The organism is Pelagicoccus mobilis, from assembly GCF_016595505.1.
GTDB classification, from domain to species: domain Bacteria; phylum Verrucomicrobiota; class Verrucomicrobiia; order Opitutales; family Opitutaceae; genus Pelagicoccus; species Pelagicoccus mobilis.
In genome coordinates, this window is record NZ_JAENIL010000062.1 from 1 (window position 1) to 18933 (window position 18933).

Annotated in this window: 11 protein-coding genes; 6 read left to right on the plus strand and 5 right to left on the minus strand. The window is 51.8% G+C overall.

Going from position 1 to position 18933, the window contains the following annotated elements; all coding sequences use genetic code 11:
- Positions 1–54 precede the first annotated feature (54 nt).
- Both JIN87_RS23630 and JIN87_RS23635 read right to left on the minus strand, forming a co-directional pair.
- Complete coding sequence (locus JIN87_RS23630; protein WP_200358237.1) at positions 55–735, minus strand: response regulator; 681 nt, start codon at positions 733–735, stop codon at positions 55–57.
- Positions 732–2708, minus strand: a complete 1977-nt coding sequence (locus JIN87_RS23635) for a discoidin domain-containing protein (protein WP_200358239.1) — start codon at positions 2706–2708, stop codon at positions 732–734. Before JIN87_RS23635 ends, JIN87_RS23630 begins: the two co-directional genes overlap by 4 nt.
- A gap of 230 nt (positions 2709–2938) precedes the next feature.
- On the opposite strand from JIN87_RS23635, the gene JIN87_RS23640 reads away from it, so the two are divergent.
- The 6 genes from JIN87_RS23640 (at position 2939) to JIN87_RS23665 (ending at position 14682) form a co-directional block, all read left to right on the plus strand.
- A complete protein-coding gene (locus tag JIN87_RS23640; RefSeq protein WP_200358241.1) occupies positions 2939–5836 on the plus strand; it encodes a hypothetical protein in 2898 nt (965 codons plus the stop codon).
- 106 nt (positions 5837–5942) lie between these two features.
- Entirely contained in the window at positions 5943–7409 is a 1467-nt protein-coding gene (locus tag JIN87_RS23645; RefSeq protein ID WP_200358243.1) for an alpha-L-fucosidase, read from the plus strand.
- 73 nt (positions 7410–7482) lie between these two features.
- A complete protein-coding gene (locus JIN87_RS23650) occupies positions 7483–9009 on the plus strand; it encodes an arylsulfatase (protein WP_200358245.1) in 1527 nt (508 codons plus the stop codon).
- A gap of 86 nt (positions 9010–9095) precedes the next feature.
- The gene (locus JIN87_RS23655; protein ID WP_200358246.1) at positions 9096–11060 is read left to right on the plus strand and encodes a right-handed parallel beta-helix repeat-containing protein; all 1965 of its coding nucleotides are present in this window, start codon (positions 9096–9098) and stop codon (positions 11058–11060) included.
- A gap of 40 nt (positions 11061–11100) precedes the next feature.
- Positions 11101–13212, plus strand: a complete 2112-nt coding sequence (locus JIN87_RS23660; RefSeq protein ID WP_200358248.1) for a right-handed parallel beta-helix repeat-containing protein — start codon at positions 11101–11103, stop codon at positions 13210–13212.
- 42 nt (positions 13213–13254) lie between these two features.
- Positions 13255–14682 (plus strand): sulfatase family protein, encoded by a 1428-nt coding sequence (locus tag JIN87_RS23665; RefSeq protein WP_200358250.1) that lies wholly within the window; start codon positions 13255–13257, stop codon positions 14680–14682.
- A gap of 198 nt (positions 14683–14880) precedes the next feature.
- Here the strand turns inward: JIN87_RS23665 and JIN87_RS23670 are convergent, their stop codons facing one another.
- From JIN87_RS23670 to JIN87_RS23680, 3 genes are all read right to left on the minus strand, one after another.
- A complete protein-coding gene (locus JIN87_RS23670; RefSeq protein WP_200358252.1) occupies positions 14881–16092 on the minus strand; it encodes an Sb-PDE family phosphodiesterase in 1212 nt (403 codons plus the stop codon).
- A gap of 133 nt (positions 16093–16225) precedes the next feature.
- Positions 16226–16891: a response regulator gene (locus JIN87_RS23675; protein WP_200358254.1), complete on the minus strand. Its 666-nt coding sequence runs from the start codon at positions 16889–16891 to the stop codon at positions 16226–16228.
- A gap of 8 nt (positions 16892–16899) precedes the next feature.
- Positions 16900–18897, minus strand: a complete 1998-nt coding sequence (locus tag JIN87_RS23680) for a histidine kinase (RefSeq protein ID WP_200358256.1) — start codon at positions 18895–18897, stop codon at positions 16900–16902.
- Positions 18898–18933: the final 36 nt, after the last annotated feature.

An 18933-nucleotide genomic window follows, 5' to 3' on the forward strand; every position in this document is an offset into this window, starting at 1 on the left:
AACAATAGCCGGCAATCGCGTGACAAGCACGCTCCTACAAATATTGGAAAGTCTCTATTCTGAGGATGGCTTCGTGATGGGTAGGATTCCGGTCATGAAGCCTTTGGCGACTGCGGCTGGCGCGTTGAGGGCGTCTAGTTTGTCGTATATGTTTCTGACGTGGTAGGCGACTGTTGTCGTTGAGATCTCAAGTTTTTCGGCGATTTCCTTTTTTGAGAATCCTTCCCCTAATAGGCTGAGGGTTTCTACTTCCCGAGCGGAGAGGGTCTTGGATGTGGGCTCGCTATTGGGTTGAAGCATCTTGACTTTGCTTAGGATGAAATTGGCGATTTGAGGATCTAGTGACGCACCGCCATCGATCACTGTTTGTATGCCGTCGACGATATCGCGAAATCTCGCCGACTTTAGGAGGTAGCCCGACGCTCCAAGGTTTATCGCTTTTAGAATGTCTTCTTCGGCGTTGGACTGGCTTAGAACGATGATCTTTAGTTCGGGGGCGTACTCTTTGAACCAAGGGATTGACTCGAGCCCTGTCATGCCGGGAAGGTTTAGGTCAAGTAACAGGATTTCGGGTACATCTTTAGCAGCGGCGTATTGGATGTCGCGTAGGGCAAACTCAGCCGTTCCGTATTGGCTTTGCAACGTCATGTTTTCTCGTCGGCGGAGTGAACGCTCAAGGGCTTGGCGGTACCCGGCGTGATCCTCGACCATCATGATTCGTATTGTTTCTCTCATCCTAGAAATCCGAACCTTTGGTTTTTGAGGGTAAGCTCTATGAGTGTGCCGCCATCAGCGGTATGCTCGGTTTTTATTTTTGCTTTCATGAGTCGAGCTCTTCGTTTGAGGGAAGGCGGTGTCGGGTTGCCGTTGGATTTGGCAACTCCTTTTCCGTTGTCGCTAACGGTGAGTTGGGTGGTGTGAGCGTTGGCTTCGATACGGGTCGAAACCTCGGTGGATTCGGAGTGGCGCAGAATATTGGTCAGGCACTCCTTGTAGAAAAGAAAGAGGTCGATCCGTTTTTGCGCTTTAAGTTCGCGGAGGAATGCTCGGCCCTTGATTTCGATTTCGTAGTGGTGGTGATCTGCGAGCATGCGTTTAGACAGGGACTTTATATCCTCGACGAGATCTTCGCAAATGCCTTTGGCCTCTAGGATGTTTACGCAGTGTCGTGCCGCGGTCCCGCTTCTGTCGGTGAACTCGCGAATCAGTTGGAGCGACTCAATCAGTTCTTCCCGTGAATCCAGGGAATCCATGGCAAAGTCGCTGTACAGTCCGATGGTGTGCAGGTCTGCTCCGAGCTCGTCATGCAGATCCGCGGCGATACGTTCCCGAATCCGAGAGGCTTGGCGTATTCGGAAATAGCGGCCGAGCAGGACGGTGATGAACATCCCCATCGTGAGCAGGATCGCGATCATGAACATGCGTTCTAACCACTTCGTTTGCCTGGCGTAGCGAAGGGTCAGTTCCGCGACGACTAGCGGTCGCTCTATTTCTAGTTCCTGGCGAATGGCCAACTCGTTGAGCCAATCTTTGATCGGCAAGATCTTTCCAAAGAAGTTGTTTCCGTCTGTTAGGGCAGAAAGGGGGCGTGGGGATCGGCTTGGGGGCGTTGCCGTTACGTTCGCTTCGAACGCTACGTTTTTCCCGTTCGAGAACAGTTCGATTTCAGAAAAGCCGATACGGGAGTTCTCCACGCTGGGATTGAGGAGGGGGGAGGGGGCTATTTCTTCGATCCTAATGTAGCGGCACGCGATTTCCTGTATCCGCCACATCATGATAGGGCCAGAATCGAAGAGCTCTTCACGGTGGTGGACTAGAAGGTCGCGGGCGTCTGAAAAATCGGCTTGGGAGGAACCTTTGATTCGAATGCTATTTGGGAATCCTAGATCGCCCTTGAATGCTTGCGGGACAGTGTCGCCCTGCTCAACTGCGTGTAAATGGATTCTTGATACGGGATAGATCTTTCCTAGATCGATGGTCAATTTGGGTCTCTCGCCGGTTCTGCTCAGGTAGGCGGTGCTTTGCTTCCCTGTTGTAGAATTCATGAGGTAGGGGGTGTGTCCATCTACGAGGAATCGTTTGTCCCACGCGTTTGCCCAACCGGACGCGTTTGTCGAAGCTTTGACAGGTCTACGGAGGGCAACGTTTTCCGCCCCGCTGAAAATCAGCATTTCCGATAGTAGTAGAGCCTTGGATCCGGAATGCGCTCTAGTACCGAGTTCTGTCGCTTCGAGTCGTACCCAGGAAGCTTGTACTTCGGGTATAGGAATAACGAGGGGCGCGATTCTGTTGGAAGAGTCGCTGGGGGAGCTGTAGTTGGCTATCTCGATCCCGTTTTCATTGTCTTTGTTTCCCGCGAGAACACGGAATCGTTTTGGGAATGCGTCTGCTTGAAAGCCTTCGTTGGTATCTCGCCTGATGGTTGGAACGATGATGATCTGATCGATTGGGTAGGGTTGCCCGAGGTCGACTTCTACCCAAGCCTCGCTGTGATTGGGTTGGGAGTGATAGCCCATGGCTCCAATGCCTCCCCGCAGGCTGTAGCTGGCCAAATCCTCGAGGCGCGAATCAATTTCTTCGAGGCGTTCCTCTAGCTGGGAGAGGGACATCGAGCTGATTTCACTCTGGGTGGCGCTCGCGAGAATCCATTGTGGAGACATCGATAGAATCCATAGGGCGAGTACGCGAACGATGGGGTGTTTCGTCATTGAGAATAAGTGCGAGGGAAGTTACACAATAGGTGGAACTTTTGTCAGTTATTAACGCAAAAGAACCTTTTTTTGCATACTATCAATTTGAACGGGGCGGGGGTGGTCGGATGTTGGTAGGGTATATCGAAGTCCTAGCAATGGATTGAATACCCCAACACCCCATTTCGAGAGCCAGAGCAATATGTCTCTTAGGCTTACCCACGGTGCCAAAAAACTCGAATAAACAAATGAACATACAAATACCCTACCACAAAAATGCAGTGAGGCTGTGCGCCTCGTTTTCGGCGTTGACCCTCTCAGCGGGAGTCTGTGCGCAGCAGTCATCTGAGCAGCCGGATGAGATCTTTGAACTTTCGCCTTTCGAGGTGACCGCCGGCGAGGAAGGTACCTATAAGGTATCCGACACTCTGGCGGGGAGTCGATTGCGCTCTGAGATGAAGGATATAGGAGCGTCAATCACCCATTTGACCTCAGACTTTTTAGATGACATTGGCGCCTCGGATCTAAGTGAGATGCTTGCGTATTTGCCAAGCGCGGAGCAGGAGACTTCATCCATTAACGAGACCGACTTTGCCGGAGTATTCCGCGCCCAGCGATTTCGCATCCGTGGTTTGTTCTCCGAGTCCATCGCTCGGAACTATCATGCGGGCGCGGTAGGTGAGTACATGCCTCCTGCGGATTCGTACAATGTCGGGCGTACGACCCTCTCAGCGGGTGCGAATTCGATTTTGTTCGGTTCTGCCAATCCTGCCGGGTTGATCAATACCCAGACTGTAAAGCCCATCTTGGGGGAAGATTCTCATAAGCTGGTCCATCGCACTGACAACTATGGCACGATGCGCTTCGAGTACCATGGAAACTTTTCACTGATAGAGGATAAGCTAGCGGTACGTTTCGATTTGCTGGAAGAGGATCGGGAGCTGTATCTGGATCCGCAGTGGAAAGACCAGACTCGTATGTATGGCGCTTTGAAGTGGAAGGCGTCGGAAAAGACTACGCTCAATGCTAATTTCGAGTGGATGGATTTCGCCCGTAATGCACCTGTCTCAACTATCTACAAGGATCGATCCGATCTTTGGAGGGCCAATGGAATGGCGACAGTCGAGATCGATGGTAAGGCAAATCCCACAGACGCAGCGCTCGGCATTCGCAGCTACGGAAATCCGAATCGGATCAATGCAATCCTAGGTTCTTCGGATTCGGGCGTGCCTGTATCGCAAAATTGGAAACACCATGCGGTTGGTAATGACTCGCGTTGGTCCGTAGCCAATCGAGCAGGGATATCGAATCTGGATCTTTACGACCCTGCGACGAACTTGGGCGCGGACTGGAGAATTGACGATCGTTCCGCGTGGATCGGCGACATTAGCTTAGAACATCGCTTTACCGAGAACCTGTATGGGCAACTCTCATACTTCGCCTTTGAACACGAAAAGGATGTGTTCGTTGGAATGGGGAGTAATCTCTTCGTTGATGCGAGTTCCAACATCCCAGGATACGGAGACAACCCCAATGCCGGCAGGTACTACATCGATAGCGGTCGCATGCGTTTGCAAGAGTTTGAGTACGATGCTTCGAATCTGCGGGCGACTCTTTCCTACGATCTGGATTTGGAAGACAGTCCAGAATGGATCGGACGCAGTCAATTCGCATTGATGGCAGAAAAGAATGTCGGTCATCGTTTTACTAATCGTAATGATCTTATGAATACGGACCCGGATACCATGCTCAATGGAAATCCGTTGAATGCGAACAATCGGATTCGCCCCATCTACTACGTTAATCTAGACGGATCGCCTTCGGCGGTTGCAGGACAACCGAGTGACGTTAGGCATTTGCAGCCTTACCTGGCTAGCAACGGTTTGCCTGGTGCGGAATGGGTGCCTACTATGGCGGGGCTCAATATCGAGACGAAGCAAAACGCTTACCTTGCGGCAGCGCAGAGTTTCTGGTTCGACGATCGCTTGGTTACGACCTTGGGGTACCGTATCGACGAGCAGGACGTATACGATATCAGCTCTGGTTGGACGAAGGATGAACGGGGGTACTTCACTCGTTATCAAGATATTGAGGTGGAGCGGACCGAGAACGCTGGCGTATCAGACGTTTCCGAGGACAGTTATTCATTAGGCGCTGTGTACCATCTCATTCGTGGACAAGGAGCCTTGGATCTTTTCTCGCTTACCTTCAATACCTCGACTAACTTCGCTCCTTCTACCGCCCAGAGAAACTATCAGGGGGAGACCGTGGAATATTCACAGGGCGAGACTGAGGATATTGGAATCAAAGCGGAGCTCTACAACGGGAAGCTGGACTTCCGCTTGAGCTACTACCAGAGCTCGCAAAAGAGCGCTCGCCAGTCAGGATCGAATAATTCGTTCATAAATGCGGCTTACGATCAGATTTGGTCAGCTCTGGCTGTTGAAGTGGATCCGAGCTTTCTTGATAACGAACTAGGGCAGGTGAGCGATACCTTCGATATCGATTCGAAAGGAATCGAGCTTGTACTGAACGCTCGACCGATTGATGGGCTGCGCGTACGATCCACTCTCAGCTATAACGACGCGACCAACTCCAACGTGAACCCTTCTTCTCGGATGTATCGAGCTGAGAACGACCCTATGCTGAGATCGCAATACGGGGACATCGACGTAAGCGGTAGCGAAACGGTAAGCGAACGCCTCGATCGCCTTGATGGAGACTTCGCGAGAGTCCTCGCCCAGGAAGGGCAAGCCCCCATCGAATTGCGTGATTGGAGATTCAGCCTCTTGGCTACCTACGATTTCCGAGAGGGAGCGATGAAGGGCTTCAATCTGGGGGGAAATCTGAATTACGCATCGAACGCGACCATTGGTTGGGCTCAGGATGAGAATGGACTTCTGGATGCGAACCTTCCTTTTGAAGGCGATTCTCTTCTCTCAACTGGTTTAAACTTTGGATACAAAAAGAAATTCGACAACTTTGATTGGCGTATCCAGCTGAATGTACGAAACGTTTTGGATGACGATGATCCGATTGCTATCCGTGCGGACGAAGAGGTGAACACTGATAATCAACCTCTCAACACGATCTACAGAGCAGTCGAGCCACGGAGCTTTATCCTGACGAATTCGTTCAGTTTCTAGGCGAACATTACTAACGGGGTTATCGGTTTCGAAGCCGATGACCCCTAGTAACCGGTGTCGAAACCTTGATGCCGATTCTATATAACTCTCTTACAAATTACATTTGATGAAACGAATGAAGTATCTGTTGTTGTTCTCTCTAATCGCCGCGCAGGGCTGTCTAGGCGGTGCAAGGCAGGTTTGGCCTACTTCCCACGTCGAGGAGTGGGAACAGATGAACGCTTCCAAGGCGGAAACGATGGAGTGGTTTAAGGACTCCAAATTCGGGATGTTCATCCATTGGGGGCTTTATTCGATCCCTGCTGGGGTTTGGGATGGCAAGAAGATCCACTCCATGCGTCGTCCACATGTGGCAGAGTGGATACAGCACGCGGCGAAGATTTCCCGTGAGGAATACGCCCAGCTAGCGGAGGGCTTTAACCCGTTTCTCTTCGATGCGGATGAGATCGCCGGATTGGCGAAACGCGCTGGAATGAAGTATCTGGTTGTCACGACAAAGCACCACGACGGATTTGCTCTCTATGATTCCAAGGTGAGCGACTTCGATGTGATGGATGCGTCGCCCTTTAAGCGTGATACAGTCCAAGAGCTTTACGATGCCTGCAAGCGCATCGGTCTCGATTTCGGCATTTATTATTCGCACAATATCGACTGGGCGGATGGTTCCGATGGCCGCGTGGCAGAGTACGAAGCGAAGGGATGGAAGACGGAGCACCGGACTCTTTCTTTTGGCGCGAACACGTGGGACCCAAGCCCGAACACATTTCAAGAGTATCTGGAAAACAAGGCCTACCCGCAGGTGATCGAGCTGATGGAGAAGTTTCCCGATATGAAGTGCCTCTGGTACGATATGGCTTGGCGCATGGATGCGGATCAGAGTTTCAATTTCTACAAGATCGTCTACGAGCGTCAGCCTCAGATCATCATTACTGAGCGTATTGGTAATGGTTTTGGCGACTACTCGATCCCCGGTGATAACAAGATCCCTGAAAATCCGGACGAACTCGTTAAGCCTTGGGAGACTGTAGGCACCTTTAATAATTCTTGGGGATTCAACGGCTACGATCAGGACTGGAAGTCACCGACAGAGATCCTCTTCTGGCTGATCGAGATCGTGTCCAAGGGGGGCAACTACATGTTGAACATCGGGCCGACCGCCCTCGGGGCAGTTCCGCAAGAGAGCGTCGACAATTTAGAAGCGGTAGGTGCCTGGATGGATGTGAATGGCGAGGCTTTGTATGGAACCACGAAATGGAGCACTACCAAGGAAGGCCCTACTTCCCTCGATATGGGCGGGACGAATGCACGTGAAGAACATGGCTTCCAAGCCGAGTTCACTGATAAAGATTTTTGGTTCACGCAAAAAGGTTCGGCTCTCTATGCTATCTCATTGGCTAAACCGAATGGAAAAGCGGAGGTGAAAGCGTTTGGGAGCAAGATTGGCAAGATCAAGTCTGTCGAGGTTCTCGGGCAGGGTTCCGTTCCTTTTTCTCAATCGTCCAATGGTCTGAAGGTGGAGCTTCCCAAAGGGTTCAATCCAGAACTTGGATACGCGATAAAAGTTGAACTTTGATACAGTTGTGAGGCGATATTCGTACGAAACATCGAATCTTGCGAGAGTCGCCTCACTAACCTAGAAGAATTCGATGATAACTCACTTTAATGGAGTTGGCTGGAAGTGTTGTGTCGTTGTGATGCTGTTCGTTGCCAGTTGTATGGCTACCGCAGATACGCTGTCCGGTAGTCGTCCGAACATTATCTTGGTTTTAACAGATGACCAAGGAATGGGCGATCTGTCTTGTATGGGGAATGAGATTGTTCGCACTCCTCAGATAGATCGATTCTATGAGATGTCGACGCGCTTCACGGATTTTCAGGTGAGTCCCACGTGCGCTCCGACTCGCGCGGCGATGATGAGTGGACGCCGACCCTTCGAGGTGGGGATCACTCACACGATCCTGCAGCGTGAACGCATGGCTCTAGATGTGGTCACCTTTCCGCAGGCGCTTCAGAACTCCGGTTACCGAACCGGACTCTTTGGCAAGTGGCATCTAGGAGATGAAGATGAATATCTTCCGCAAAACCGTGGCTTTGACGAGGTGCTCATGCATGGTGCTGGCGGGATCGGGCAGGAGCTTTACGGGGACTTTTTCGCTAATTCAGAAAATCCGTATTTCGACAATGTACTGCTGCACAATGACACAGTGGTGAAGACCCAAGGGTTTTGCACGGACCTGTTTTTCGATGCGGCTTTGGCTTGGATCAAAACGCAGGAAGACTCTGCTGATCCATATTTTGCATACATCTCGCTTAATGCTCCACATGGTCCGATGATCGCACCGGATGAGTACAAGAAGCGTTTTCTTGACCAAGGGTACGACGAATCCACTGCAGCCCGGTACGGCATGGTGGAGAACATCGACCACAACTTCGGGCGTTTGATGGAAACCTTGGGGGAGTGGGGCGCGTTGGAAGACACTTTGGTTATTTTCATGACGGACAATGGCATGAGTATGCGGCCAATCAAAAAAGATGGACGGAAGCTGCTGCCGTTTAATGCGGGAATGAAGGGCAAGAAGAACTCGGCGTGGGAAGGGGGGACTCACGTGCCCTCATTCTGGTACTGGCAGGGCAGGTTTGAGGAGGGGGCCGATGTCGATGCTTTGACCGCCCACCTGGATCTATATCGAACTTTCTGTGAACTCGCAGGAGCGAGGATCCCTGATAGCAAGCTTCCTCCACTGGGACGCTCGTTGGTGCCTCTGTTGGAGAACTCGCAATCAGATTGGCCGGACCGAAAGCTCTTCGTTCACAAAGGTCGCTGGGATGATGATCGTTGGAATAAGCTAAGTAGGGAGGAGAACAAATTTAACGGGGCTGCGGTACGCACCGAACGCTGGCGTCTCGTCTTTAATTTGGTCGAAGGGGAACGTACCGTGCAACTCTCCGATGTATCCAAAGATCCAGGAGAGAGTCGTGATGTTGCGGAGCAGTATCCTGAAGTTGTGGCAGAGCTGAGTTCTGCGTATGATCGTTGGTGGCGTTCAACCGAGTCATTGCTTGTTAACGAGGGGCTTCCGGCTGTCCCTCCCGAAGAGCAACCCCTGAATCTACGTTACGAAAAACAGCGGATTGAATTGGGTATCCCTGAGTGGAGCCCGGACGGGATTTAGGGGGGATCGTTTGGTCGGCCATTGGCTCTGCGAGGTTCTGCCCTCTTGTTGTTGTTGGGAATTAAAAACTCACTTAGGTTGAACTTATGAACGTTCGGAAGATGGCCCTGTTTGCCGCACTGGTCACAAGCGTATCGATATCGGCGAAAACGGTTTTCGTAAGCAAGGATGGCTCTGACAGTAATCCGGGCACGATCGATGCTCCTTACGCTAGTATCCAAAAAGCGGTAGATTCTCTAGGGGCGGGAGATGAGTGCTTCATCCGCCAAGGCGTCTATGAGGAAGTGATTGAAGTCCGGGTATCCGGTGAGGACGGTTCTCCCATCCGAATTGCGGCCTACAGGGACGAACATGTGGTCATTGACGGTACACGCCCATTGAGTTGTGAATGGAGGCCTTATCGGGATGGAATCTTTGTCGCCAAAATTACTGACCCAGTGGATCAGCTTTTCGATGGGCGTCGTTTACTCACCGAGGCGCGATGGCCCAATGCGGATTTCTCCCAGCGTTGGGATCGTTCGACTTGGGCACAGTCGAGCGAAGGCAGTAGAAAGGAGTTTCTGGTTTCCGAGGCGCTAAAGGGGCAGGCGATTGATTGGAGGGGGGCGTATGCTGTTCTCAACGTCGGGCAACAGTTTAGGTCGCACATACGGGAGGTGACTGATTTTGACTCGGAGAGTGGGACTCTTGTCTACGACTCCATACGTCGTCCGGGAAACGGGATTGAGGAGGGTGAAAGCTGGTGGGACGACTACTTCTATTTGTTCGGAAAGTTGGAAGCTTTGGATACGGCAGGCGAGTGGTTTTATAAGGCCGATGAAGGTAAGCTATACTTCAAGCCGATAGGGGCGCACCCTGCAGATCACAAGTTGAGGGCTCTCGCTTCAGTTCGCGGATTGCGCTCTCGCGGAACCTCACATGTTCATTTTAGTAAGATACATTTTTTCGCTAGTTATGTTGATGTCGACGATGTCGAAGGCTGGAGGTTAGAAGAGTGTCACTTTCGCTTTCCTACGCTAGAGCGTATTCCTAAGGGGAAGATTGGAAAGTTTGTTAGCATTTCAGGTAAGAACAATCGGGTTAGTGGATGTAGCCTGGCCAACAGTCAGTATGGCGGTTTCAAGATTTCTGGGAGCGATAACATTCTTGAGAATTGTGTCGTTCGCGATGTCAATTGGCTCGGAGATATATCCTACGCGGGGATCGTTTCTGAAAGCGAAGGTGGCGGGTCTCAGGTGCAAAACTGCACTGTGAGTCGAGTGGGCAACGTAGGTATTCGCTACGCTGGTCACGATAATTTAATTGTTGGTAACCATGTATTCGATACCGGAAAACTGTGTAAGGACATATCTGCTATCCATACAGGCGGCGGGCGGGCTTTGGGCAGCGTGTGCGCTTATAATTGGGTGCACGACTCGTCCTACTTAGGAATTCGTGGGGATGATCAAACGCGTGGACTGACGGTACATCACAATGTGGTTTGGAATACCGCGTTTCAGGGAGTGATCGTCAAAGGAGATCTCAATCAGGTCTATAACAACACGATCTTCCATCTAACGAAACGAGGTTCATTGGTCATGCCGACGCGACAAGAGCCAAAGAAATGGTGGACCAAGCATGAGATTCTGGAAGTTCAAAACCGCGATTCAAACTTCCATAACAATGCTGCCGACATAATCGCCTGGAGAAATGATCGGAAGGAGCCACGAGGATTTTCGCATAACGTCTTTCTGATCGATACCACGCAAGGAGGCCTCTCCAGTGCCTACAATGAGAAGGAGGGAGGCGAAACATTCGTTCGCGATCTTTTGCAGGATCCCGACAATTGGGATTTCCGCCCGCGTGAAGCGAGCCGACTTCACGATTCAGGAACCGAGGTCGACGGCCTGCCAATCGATGCCTCAGGTAAAGCTACCGATGTAGGTGCTTATGATCGTGATGGGGAATACTGGATACCAGGAGCGACATGGACTGCTGATGACTTGCCGACGGAGCATCCGCTAGGTAATCAAACAAGGTGGAATATTGGCCCTAGATCTGAGAAGCCTTAGTGCGTTTGGGGTGGAACCTTTGGATTGAATGAAAACATATATGCTGAGAGTTCTCCTACTATTTATCGCAGCTGTTCAGGCGGCTTTCGCGACTACCTATTACGTTTCTCCGGACGGGGACGACCGTAACGCTGGAACGAGTGAGGAAGAGCCGTTTCGGGTGGTTCAACGTGCGGTGAACGAGATGAACGCTGGCGATACCTTGGTGGTTCTGGACGGAGTGTATTCTGGCCGTTTAAATCTTAAGTCGGGCATCACTATCGAGGCGAAGACTCCTCGTAAGGTTTTCTTTAGCGGGCTTGAGCATCTGAACTCCCGTTTCGAGAAGTACGCTGAGGGTATTTTCAGGGCTAAGTTCAATGGGCAGCCGAAGCAGGTGCTTTACAACGATCAGCCTCTGGCATGGGCATGTTGGCCCAATCTGCGATGGGCGGAGAATTGGGTTCGGGAAAAGAAATGGGCTGCTGCTGGCGACGGGACCGGCCCGGGTGTTTTAACTTCCGAGGCGTTCGAGGAAATCGCTGGCCTGAATCTTGCAGGCGCGTATTGTTTCATCCGATACGGGAAGGGAAATAGCTGTTACAGTCGAACTGTTGAGTCGTTTGATGGGCGCACATTAGTTTGGAACGACGACGATTTCTATGAGCAGAAGTTCACCGGCGAGGATGGTCGCAGAGGTTCTGAAGATGCGTTACGCACGTTGAAGGAAAGCCATGTCTGGCATCCTAATAAATCGAAGTTCTTTCTCGCAGGCGCTCTAGACCTTTTGGATGCCCCGGGAGAATGGTTTGTAGAGGACGGGTACTTGTATTTGTATTCTCCCGACGGAACAAATCCGAATGATGCTGTGATTCTCACGAAAGCGTACGATTTCTGCATCGATCAAGATGAGGGGCTCAATGACGTGATCCTTGATGGAATTGATTTCCTAGGATGTTCTGTACGTTTAAGCTCTAATGCAAATGCCGGCATCGCCTTTAAGAACGTGCACTTCAGCTATATTGGAGCGGAGCTCTTGTACGTGGATCGCGTTAAGGGTGGGGAGATTGATAAGCCGATTGAGGTTGCTGGCTCAAATATAAGCATCGAGCGATGCTTGTTTGCTGGGGGACAAAATTCCGCTCTGAAGCTGACGGGATCGGATATCACCGTGGAGAATTGCGTGTTTCTGGAGAACAATCGCCATGCGAATTTCGAAAGCGCTCCACTGTATCTGGAAGCGAGAGGAACGTTTCAACTGAACAGGAACACTTTTTTCAATAACTGCTCTGACGCGGTTAAAATTCGAGCGAAAATTGAGGAAATGGATACGGTGCCGGTAGTGTCGTACAACAACATATTTAACGCGGGGATTTTCAATAGCGACGTCTCAGGTGTGTACATGCCGATTCAGTCTCAGCATTTTACCGAGTTCCATCATAATTGGATGCATAACGTGCACGGGAACGCGCTGCGATTGGATTTAGGGGGCAAAGAATTAACGATTCACCACAATGTCTTTTGGGCTTCCAAGCGAGGTTTGAACATAGAGGGCTACGGGCAGTTCAATATCTATAACAACACCTCTGTGCATAACGAGGTTGCTGACGCGTTGACTCGGAATGTTCTCAATCACGTTGGGATGAGTGATGCTAGTTTGGATACGACTTTCCCTCCTATTGATGATTGGAATGTGCTTAATAACTTGATCGAGAAACTTGAAGATCGGGTTGGACCACGGGAGAAGAAGGAACTCGCCAAGCAACTAAAGGCAAAGCGGGTTCACCCCGAGCGTGCTGCGATGCGTTCTGCCGCTATCCCGATAGTAGATAGAGGTTCGATACAGGGGAACCTAACGGGTGAGAGAAGGGATCTGTTTACTGGCGGGGAGCTTTCGGAACTGAATCTTGTGCCGTCTGATTTAGGGATTAGGGGAGGGGCTACTCAGAGTGAGGCCCTTGAGATTCAAGGTGTTGCAGCTCTGGACTCCTTTCGCGGCGCGTACGATGTTGGAAGCGATTATTGGTATCCGGGAAGTGATTGGATGCCCTATGGTTTGCCGGTGCTCAAGACGATGGCGGAGTCAGAACGCTTCGCCAAAAAGTACAGGACCAAGTCGATTGTTCCAAATATTAACGTGAAGAATTTGCCTTTGGGGCGGTTGGATGATTAGGAGTGGACCTCTCTCTCTTAAATCCTGAATGTAAGTGAAATCATGAGAATGTTTTTGATCGCCTTCGTTGTAGCTGTGTTGAGCGTTTGCGGAATACATGCGGCATCTCAGAAGCCAAACATCGTATTTATCTTGGCGGACGACATGAACCGCGATTCGTGGGGCGCGTACGGAAGCGTTGACTGTAAGACGCCAAATATCGACCGAATCGCTAGCGAGGGTGTCCGTTTTGAGCGGGCCTATTCTTCGGTAGCAATGTGCGCTCCGTATCGGCAGGAATTATACAGTGGGCGGTCGCCGTGGCGAACCGGTACGCTTCCGAATCATTCAAAGTCCAAAGCGGGTACGAAGAGTATTCCTCACTATTTGAAGCCTTTGGGTTATCGGGTCGCTCTGGTCGGCAAGAGCCATGTAGGGCCTAAGGATGCTTATCCTTTCGAGTATTTCCCGGGGGATAAGAGCAAGGCAGTCGATCCGAACCCTGCGTGTATTCAACGTTCAATGGAGTTTGTGGATTCTTGCCTCCAAGAGGAAAAGCCGTTTTGCCTCTTTATCGCATCCAACGATTCGCACGCACCATTTACTACAGGTGATCGTTCTGTCTATGACGCGGATGCTTTGACGATTCCTCCTTATTGGGTGGATACGCCTGAGTTGCGGGCGGAGCTTGTGAAGTACTACGCGGAAGTCTCGAACTTCGATAAGCTAGTTGGGCAGATGCGTAAGGAACTGGAGGATCGTGGGCTTTGGGAGAATACGATCTTCATGGTGTGCAGCGAGCAGGGGACGCAGCTGCCGTTTGCCAAGTGGACCTGCTACGACAATGGCTTGCATAGCGGCTTGGTTGCTCATTGGGCAGGCATGACTCAAGCGGGATCCGTGGCAGAGGAATTGGTATCCACTGCTGATGTTACGCCTACCTTGGTGGAAGCTGCTGGCGGTAGGCTGAAGCCCGGCGATTGCGACGGGAAGAGTTTTCTGGGGATGCTGAAGGGCAAGGAGCAAACCCTGCACTCGTACGTTTATGGGGCGTTCTCCAACTGCAATATCATCGGAAGTCGAGAGCGGATCTTTCCGATTCGGGTGATTCGCAGCAAGTCCTTCTCGTTGATCTACAATCCTAACTATCGTAAGCAGACGTCAAATACGACGCTTGACGATGCGTTGGCGATGGTCTCGGGCGAACCGATCAAGAAGCCGGGGGTGGCGTCCTCTTGGGTGGATGTAGCGAAGGAAGATGCGTTTGCTGAAACCCTGGTGCGCAAGCTACACCATCGCCCGGAGTATGAACTCTATCATCTGGAGAAAGATCCATATGAATTGAAAAACGAGATCAATAATCCGGAGTATCGGGAAGTAGCTAGAGTCATGAAGAAACAACTACGTTCCAAACTCGCAGAATTGGGCGATGCGGATCCGATCGAGACAGAAAAGTCGCTGGTAAGCGTTAAGAAGGAAAAGAAGAAATAGAGAAGGTCCTTTCTGTTTCTTTCGTATTCGCAGTTGTTGGGGCTAAGCTTGTTTTTTCGGCACCTTCGGAAGTGGCTTTAGTGGAACACTCGCGTACCCCGAACGCGGTGCTCATCATGGCAGATAATGTTCGCTGGGAACCTTTCGTAAGTTGAGTGCTTGGGCTCGGAGCCATCTCCCGAACCGGAAGCAGGAAAACTAGGGATTCGGTTTGCTGGGGAGGCTTGTTACTGTGCTCTCTAGCGTTAGAGTCGCGGTTTGGTTAGGCGCTGTGTAGGCGTTAAGGACTTCGAATTCGAGAGAGATAGATTCGACTTTGGTGCCTGTGCGCACTTGCAGTGTTTGTGAGCTATGCTGCGGCACGGTGAATACAGCGGTTCGCTCGTGAAGTCCATAGGGGCTGAGATTGCGTAGCTGAAAATCGCAATCGGAGGTATTCACAATCGTCACAGCCAGAATTTCGCTATAACGGTATGTGGCTCCTTTTATAGAAAGCGATGCTTCAAGAAGTGGATACAGGTGAGCGTCGCGCCCAATTAGAGAGTTCTTGAACCAAACTACCGTTCGTCGATCGAAGAGAGCTTCCTTGAGAGAGTCGGTGGATTTTTCGTTTGCGAAGACGAGTGTTACAGGGCGGTGACCTCCCTTGTGCGGTTCGTAATCCCAATCGATTAGATCGTGTACGTCCGAAGCTCCTATGAGCGTGAGGTTGTTGTCGAGCGCGATTTGAAAGGCGTCTTCGGAATAGTGTTTACCGTTGGCAATTTCAATCCCGTGTAACAGCCCCGCTTCGATATTGCGTTTGTGAAAGTCCGATACTTCTGGAATCCCGTTTGGATAATCCGTCCTCCACCATGCGTGGTTCCAGAACAGAAACGCTCCTTGTTCGTTGGCCGCGTCCACCGCGTTTTGCGGGGGCCAAGCTTTGGCTTGCGAGCTAAACTCGTTTGGTGTGTAGGAGGCTTCAGTTTCAGGTACCGAAAGCAACTTGTTCGCATCCTGTATGAAAAGAGCGTTCATGTGGCTTGCGGGTAGACTTCGCGTTATTTCAGCCCCTGGGATGACCAATAGGTTTGAGTATTTTGCGGAGCTTGCCGCTTCTTCGTAGGACTTGTTCCGATCTGGATGCGGGATGTCATTAATGTGTGGCTGATACTCGAGGTGTTCGGTTATCGCGATAGCATCCAGTCCGTCGCGTATGGCTTCGCTGATTCGGATTCGTGGCCAGACATGTCCGTCGGAAAAAACGGAGTGGGTGTGCGGATCGAGAACGAGCGTCTTGTGATGAGCTGTATCGGGAAAGTCGATTTTACGGGCTTCATCTGGAGCATGCTTGGAGGCGGAGCCGTGCCCGAAGCTCAGTTGGCCTATGAAGATTGAAATCGTAACGCTGGAGAGGAGTCGTATCATGAAATTGGGGTTTAGATGTTGGGGAGGGGCCGCCTTAACTTCAAGGGAGGGATGTCATGAAGGTATATGTCGAAAGAAGTCCTATTCGACGAGCGTAAACCATGGAGCTGCGTATCGCCCAGTTCTCTTTCGCTTAGTCTTCCGTTGGCAGAATTCCTTTGCGGTAGGCTTTGCCGACGGCGGCGGGGGCGTTGGCGACGTTGAGCTTTTCGTAGATGTGGTTGACGTGGGTGACGACCGTGCTGACGCTGATGTCGAGCTGACTGGCGATTTCCTTTTTTTGTTGGCCGGTTGCCAGCAAGCTTAGGATTTCCAATTCCCGTTTGGAGAGCTGGACCGCGGGGTGCGGTTGGCGTGACGCGGTTTTCAGGGTCTTCAGAATGTAGTTTGCTATGTCGGAGTCGATCGGCGCTCCACCGTCCATCATGCTTCGAATTCCTTCCGTTATGCGGGCTACGGTGGAGGACTTCAAAAGGTAGCCGCCGGCGCCGCGGTGAATGGCTTCGAGCACATCGGCCTCCCTGTCGGATTGGGTAAGGACGATGATTTTGGCATTCGGAGTCGTGGAGGTGAAGAAGGGGATCGCTTCGATGCCGGAAATGCCTGGCAGATTCAGGTCGAGCAGAATGACGTCTGGCTTTGGGTGACGAGCAGGGTCCTCCAGACTGCGCAGGGCGGCTTCTGCGGTCCCGAATTCGCCGACGAGCTCGAGGTCGGTTTCCTTGCTGAGGGCGATCTCGATCACGTCGCGATATTCTGGGTGGTCTTCCACCAACATGATACGTATGCGTTTTTTCATGACAAGATTCAGCTAAAGATGCGGGAGCGTGGATTGGATCTGAGTTTCAAGCTAATTTGGGACCCGCCAATGGACGGTGTGCTGACGGTGATCTTAGCACCGAGCAGCTTGGCTCTACGTTTGAGCGAAGCAGGGATTTCGTTTCTCTCCGGTTCGGGGAGTCCGCGGCCGTTGTCGCTGATGGTCAGATCTATTTCCTGCGGACTTATCTTTAGCCTCGTGCGGAGTTGTGTCGCTCCGGAGTGGCGGCTGATGTTTACGAGGCATTCCTTGTAAAAGAGGGAAAGGTCGAAGCAGGTATGGCGTTCGAGCTGATCGACGTATTCTTCTCCTTCGATGGAGAAATCATGCTCCAGTTTGGCCATGATACGCTGGGCGCTGCGTTGCATGTCGATTACGAGCCCCTTGTAGAGGCCGTCTGAGCTGAACATGCTGGTGCAGTTGCGAACGGCGATTCCCGAGCGTTCTGTTACGGCGCGTATGCGCTGGTGGAGCTGGCTGAGTTCCTCCGGCTCGTCCTTGGCGTTTTCGGCGAGATCGCTCAACAGGCCGATGGTGTGTAGGTTGGCGCCGAGCTCGTCATGGAGATCGGCGGCGAGGCGTTCTTTGATGGCCTGCACCTCTCGCATACGCAGCAAACGGTTGACGAGGATGGTGAGGGCGATGCCAGCTGCGAGCAGCGCGGAGAGCCAAGCCAATCTGCCAAGCGTGATTTTCTGTTTCGCGAAAATCCGGTTCAGTTCCGTTTCAAGAAGCGGTCGTTCGACTTCGAGTTCGTGGCGCCGGGCGAGTTGCCCCATCCAGTCTCGAATGGGGAGGATGCTGCCGTACATATTGCGACCGTCGGTGAGATGGGATAGCGGGCGCCGAAAATCCTTCGGCGAGATCGTACCGTTCGCCGTCATGAGCCTGTCGGTCGACACGTTTTTCCCGTCGGCAAACAGCTCTATTTCCGAGAATCCCAAACGCAGGCTGTTTTCTTCATCGAAGGGGTCCGCTCGAAGATCGGTGATATCAAATCTTACATAGCGACAGATGGTTTTGGGAAAACGCCACATCATGATCGGGGATAGGTCGTGGAGCTTGTCCAGATCGAGCTCGAGTAGCGTTTTCGCATCTTGAAAGTCGGGCTGAGTCGCGCCTTCGATGCTGATTTGCCGAGGCATTCCAAAATCGCTGGCGAAGGATTGGGGAATGAAATCCTCTTTCTCGATGGCGTGTAGGTGCAGGCGGGATAGAGGGACGGAGGATCCTAGGTCGATCGTCAGCACGGGATGCACGTCCTTGTTGCTTATGCAGACAAAGGCTCGGCTCTTTTCGCCGCTAGCCGCGTCCATGAGGTAGGGGACGAATCCGTCGACAAGGAAGTCCTTATCCCAGACAAGGCCGTCTTTTCGGTTATTCTGGGCGCGCACGCGTTGATGTAATGCCACGTTTTCGTGTCCGCTGAACGCCATGATTTCCGCGAGCTGAAAGACATACCTTTGATTCAGTTCGCTGAGCGAAAGTTGGTCGACTTCGATGCGTATCCAGGAAGCTTCGGTTTCCTGGCAGGGAACCGAAAGTGGGGCAATTCGGGGAAGGAGGGTTTGCGTTTCGTCGTACTCGGCCACCACGATTCCTTCGGATTTGTCTGCTGTTCCGAGGATCACGCGGAAGGCTTTCGGGAATCCGTCCGCCTGCAATCCGTTTTGCTCGGTACGACGGATGACGGGAACGAGAACGATTTCGTCAATCCTAGCGGGTTCGTCCAAATCGATTTGTACCCACCTGGAGTGGTTGTTTAGTCGAGGATTGGAACGGTATCCTGTGGTTCCGGCGGAGCTTCGTAGGCTGAAATCCGCGAGTGTCTCCAGTTCGGCGTCAATATCGGCTAATTGCTGTTGTAGTTCAGCTATGGGTTGGGAGGACGAAGCGGATCTGAAAAAGAGCGTCCCGCCGAAGATTGCGGTGAGAACCAGAACAACGATAAGCGGAAGGGTGATCTTTTTTGAGATGCCTGACATAGGGATTACGAGCCGACGAAGTGGGGGGGGCTGTGG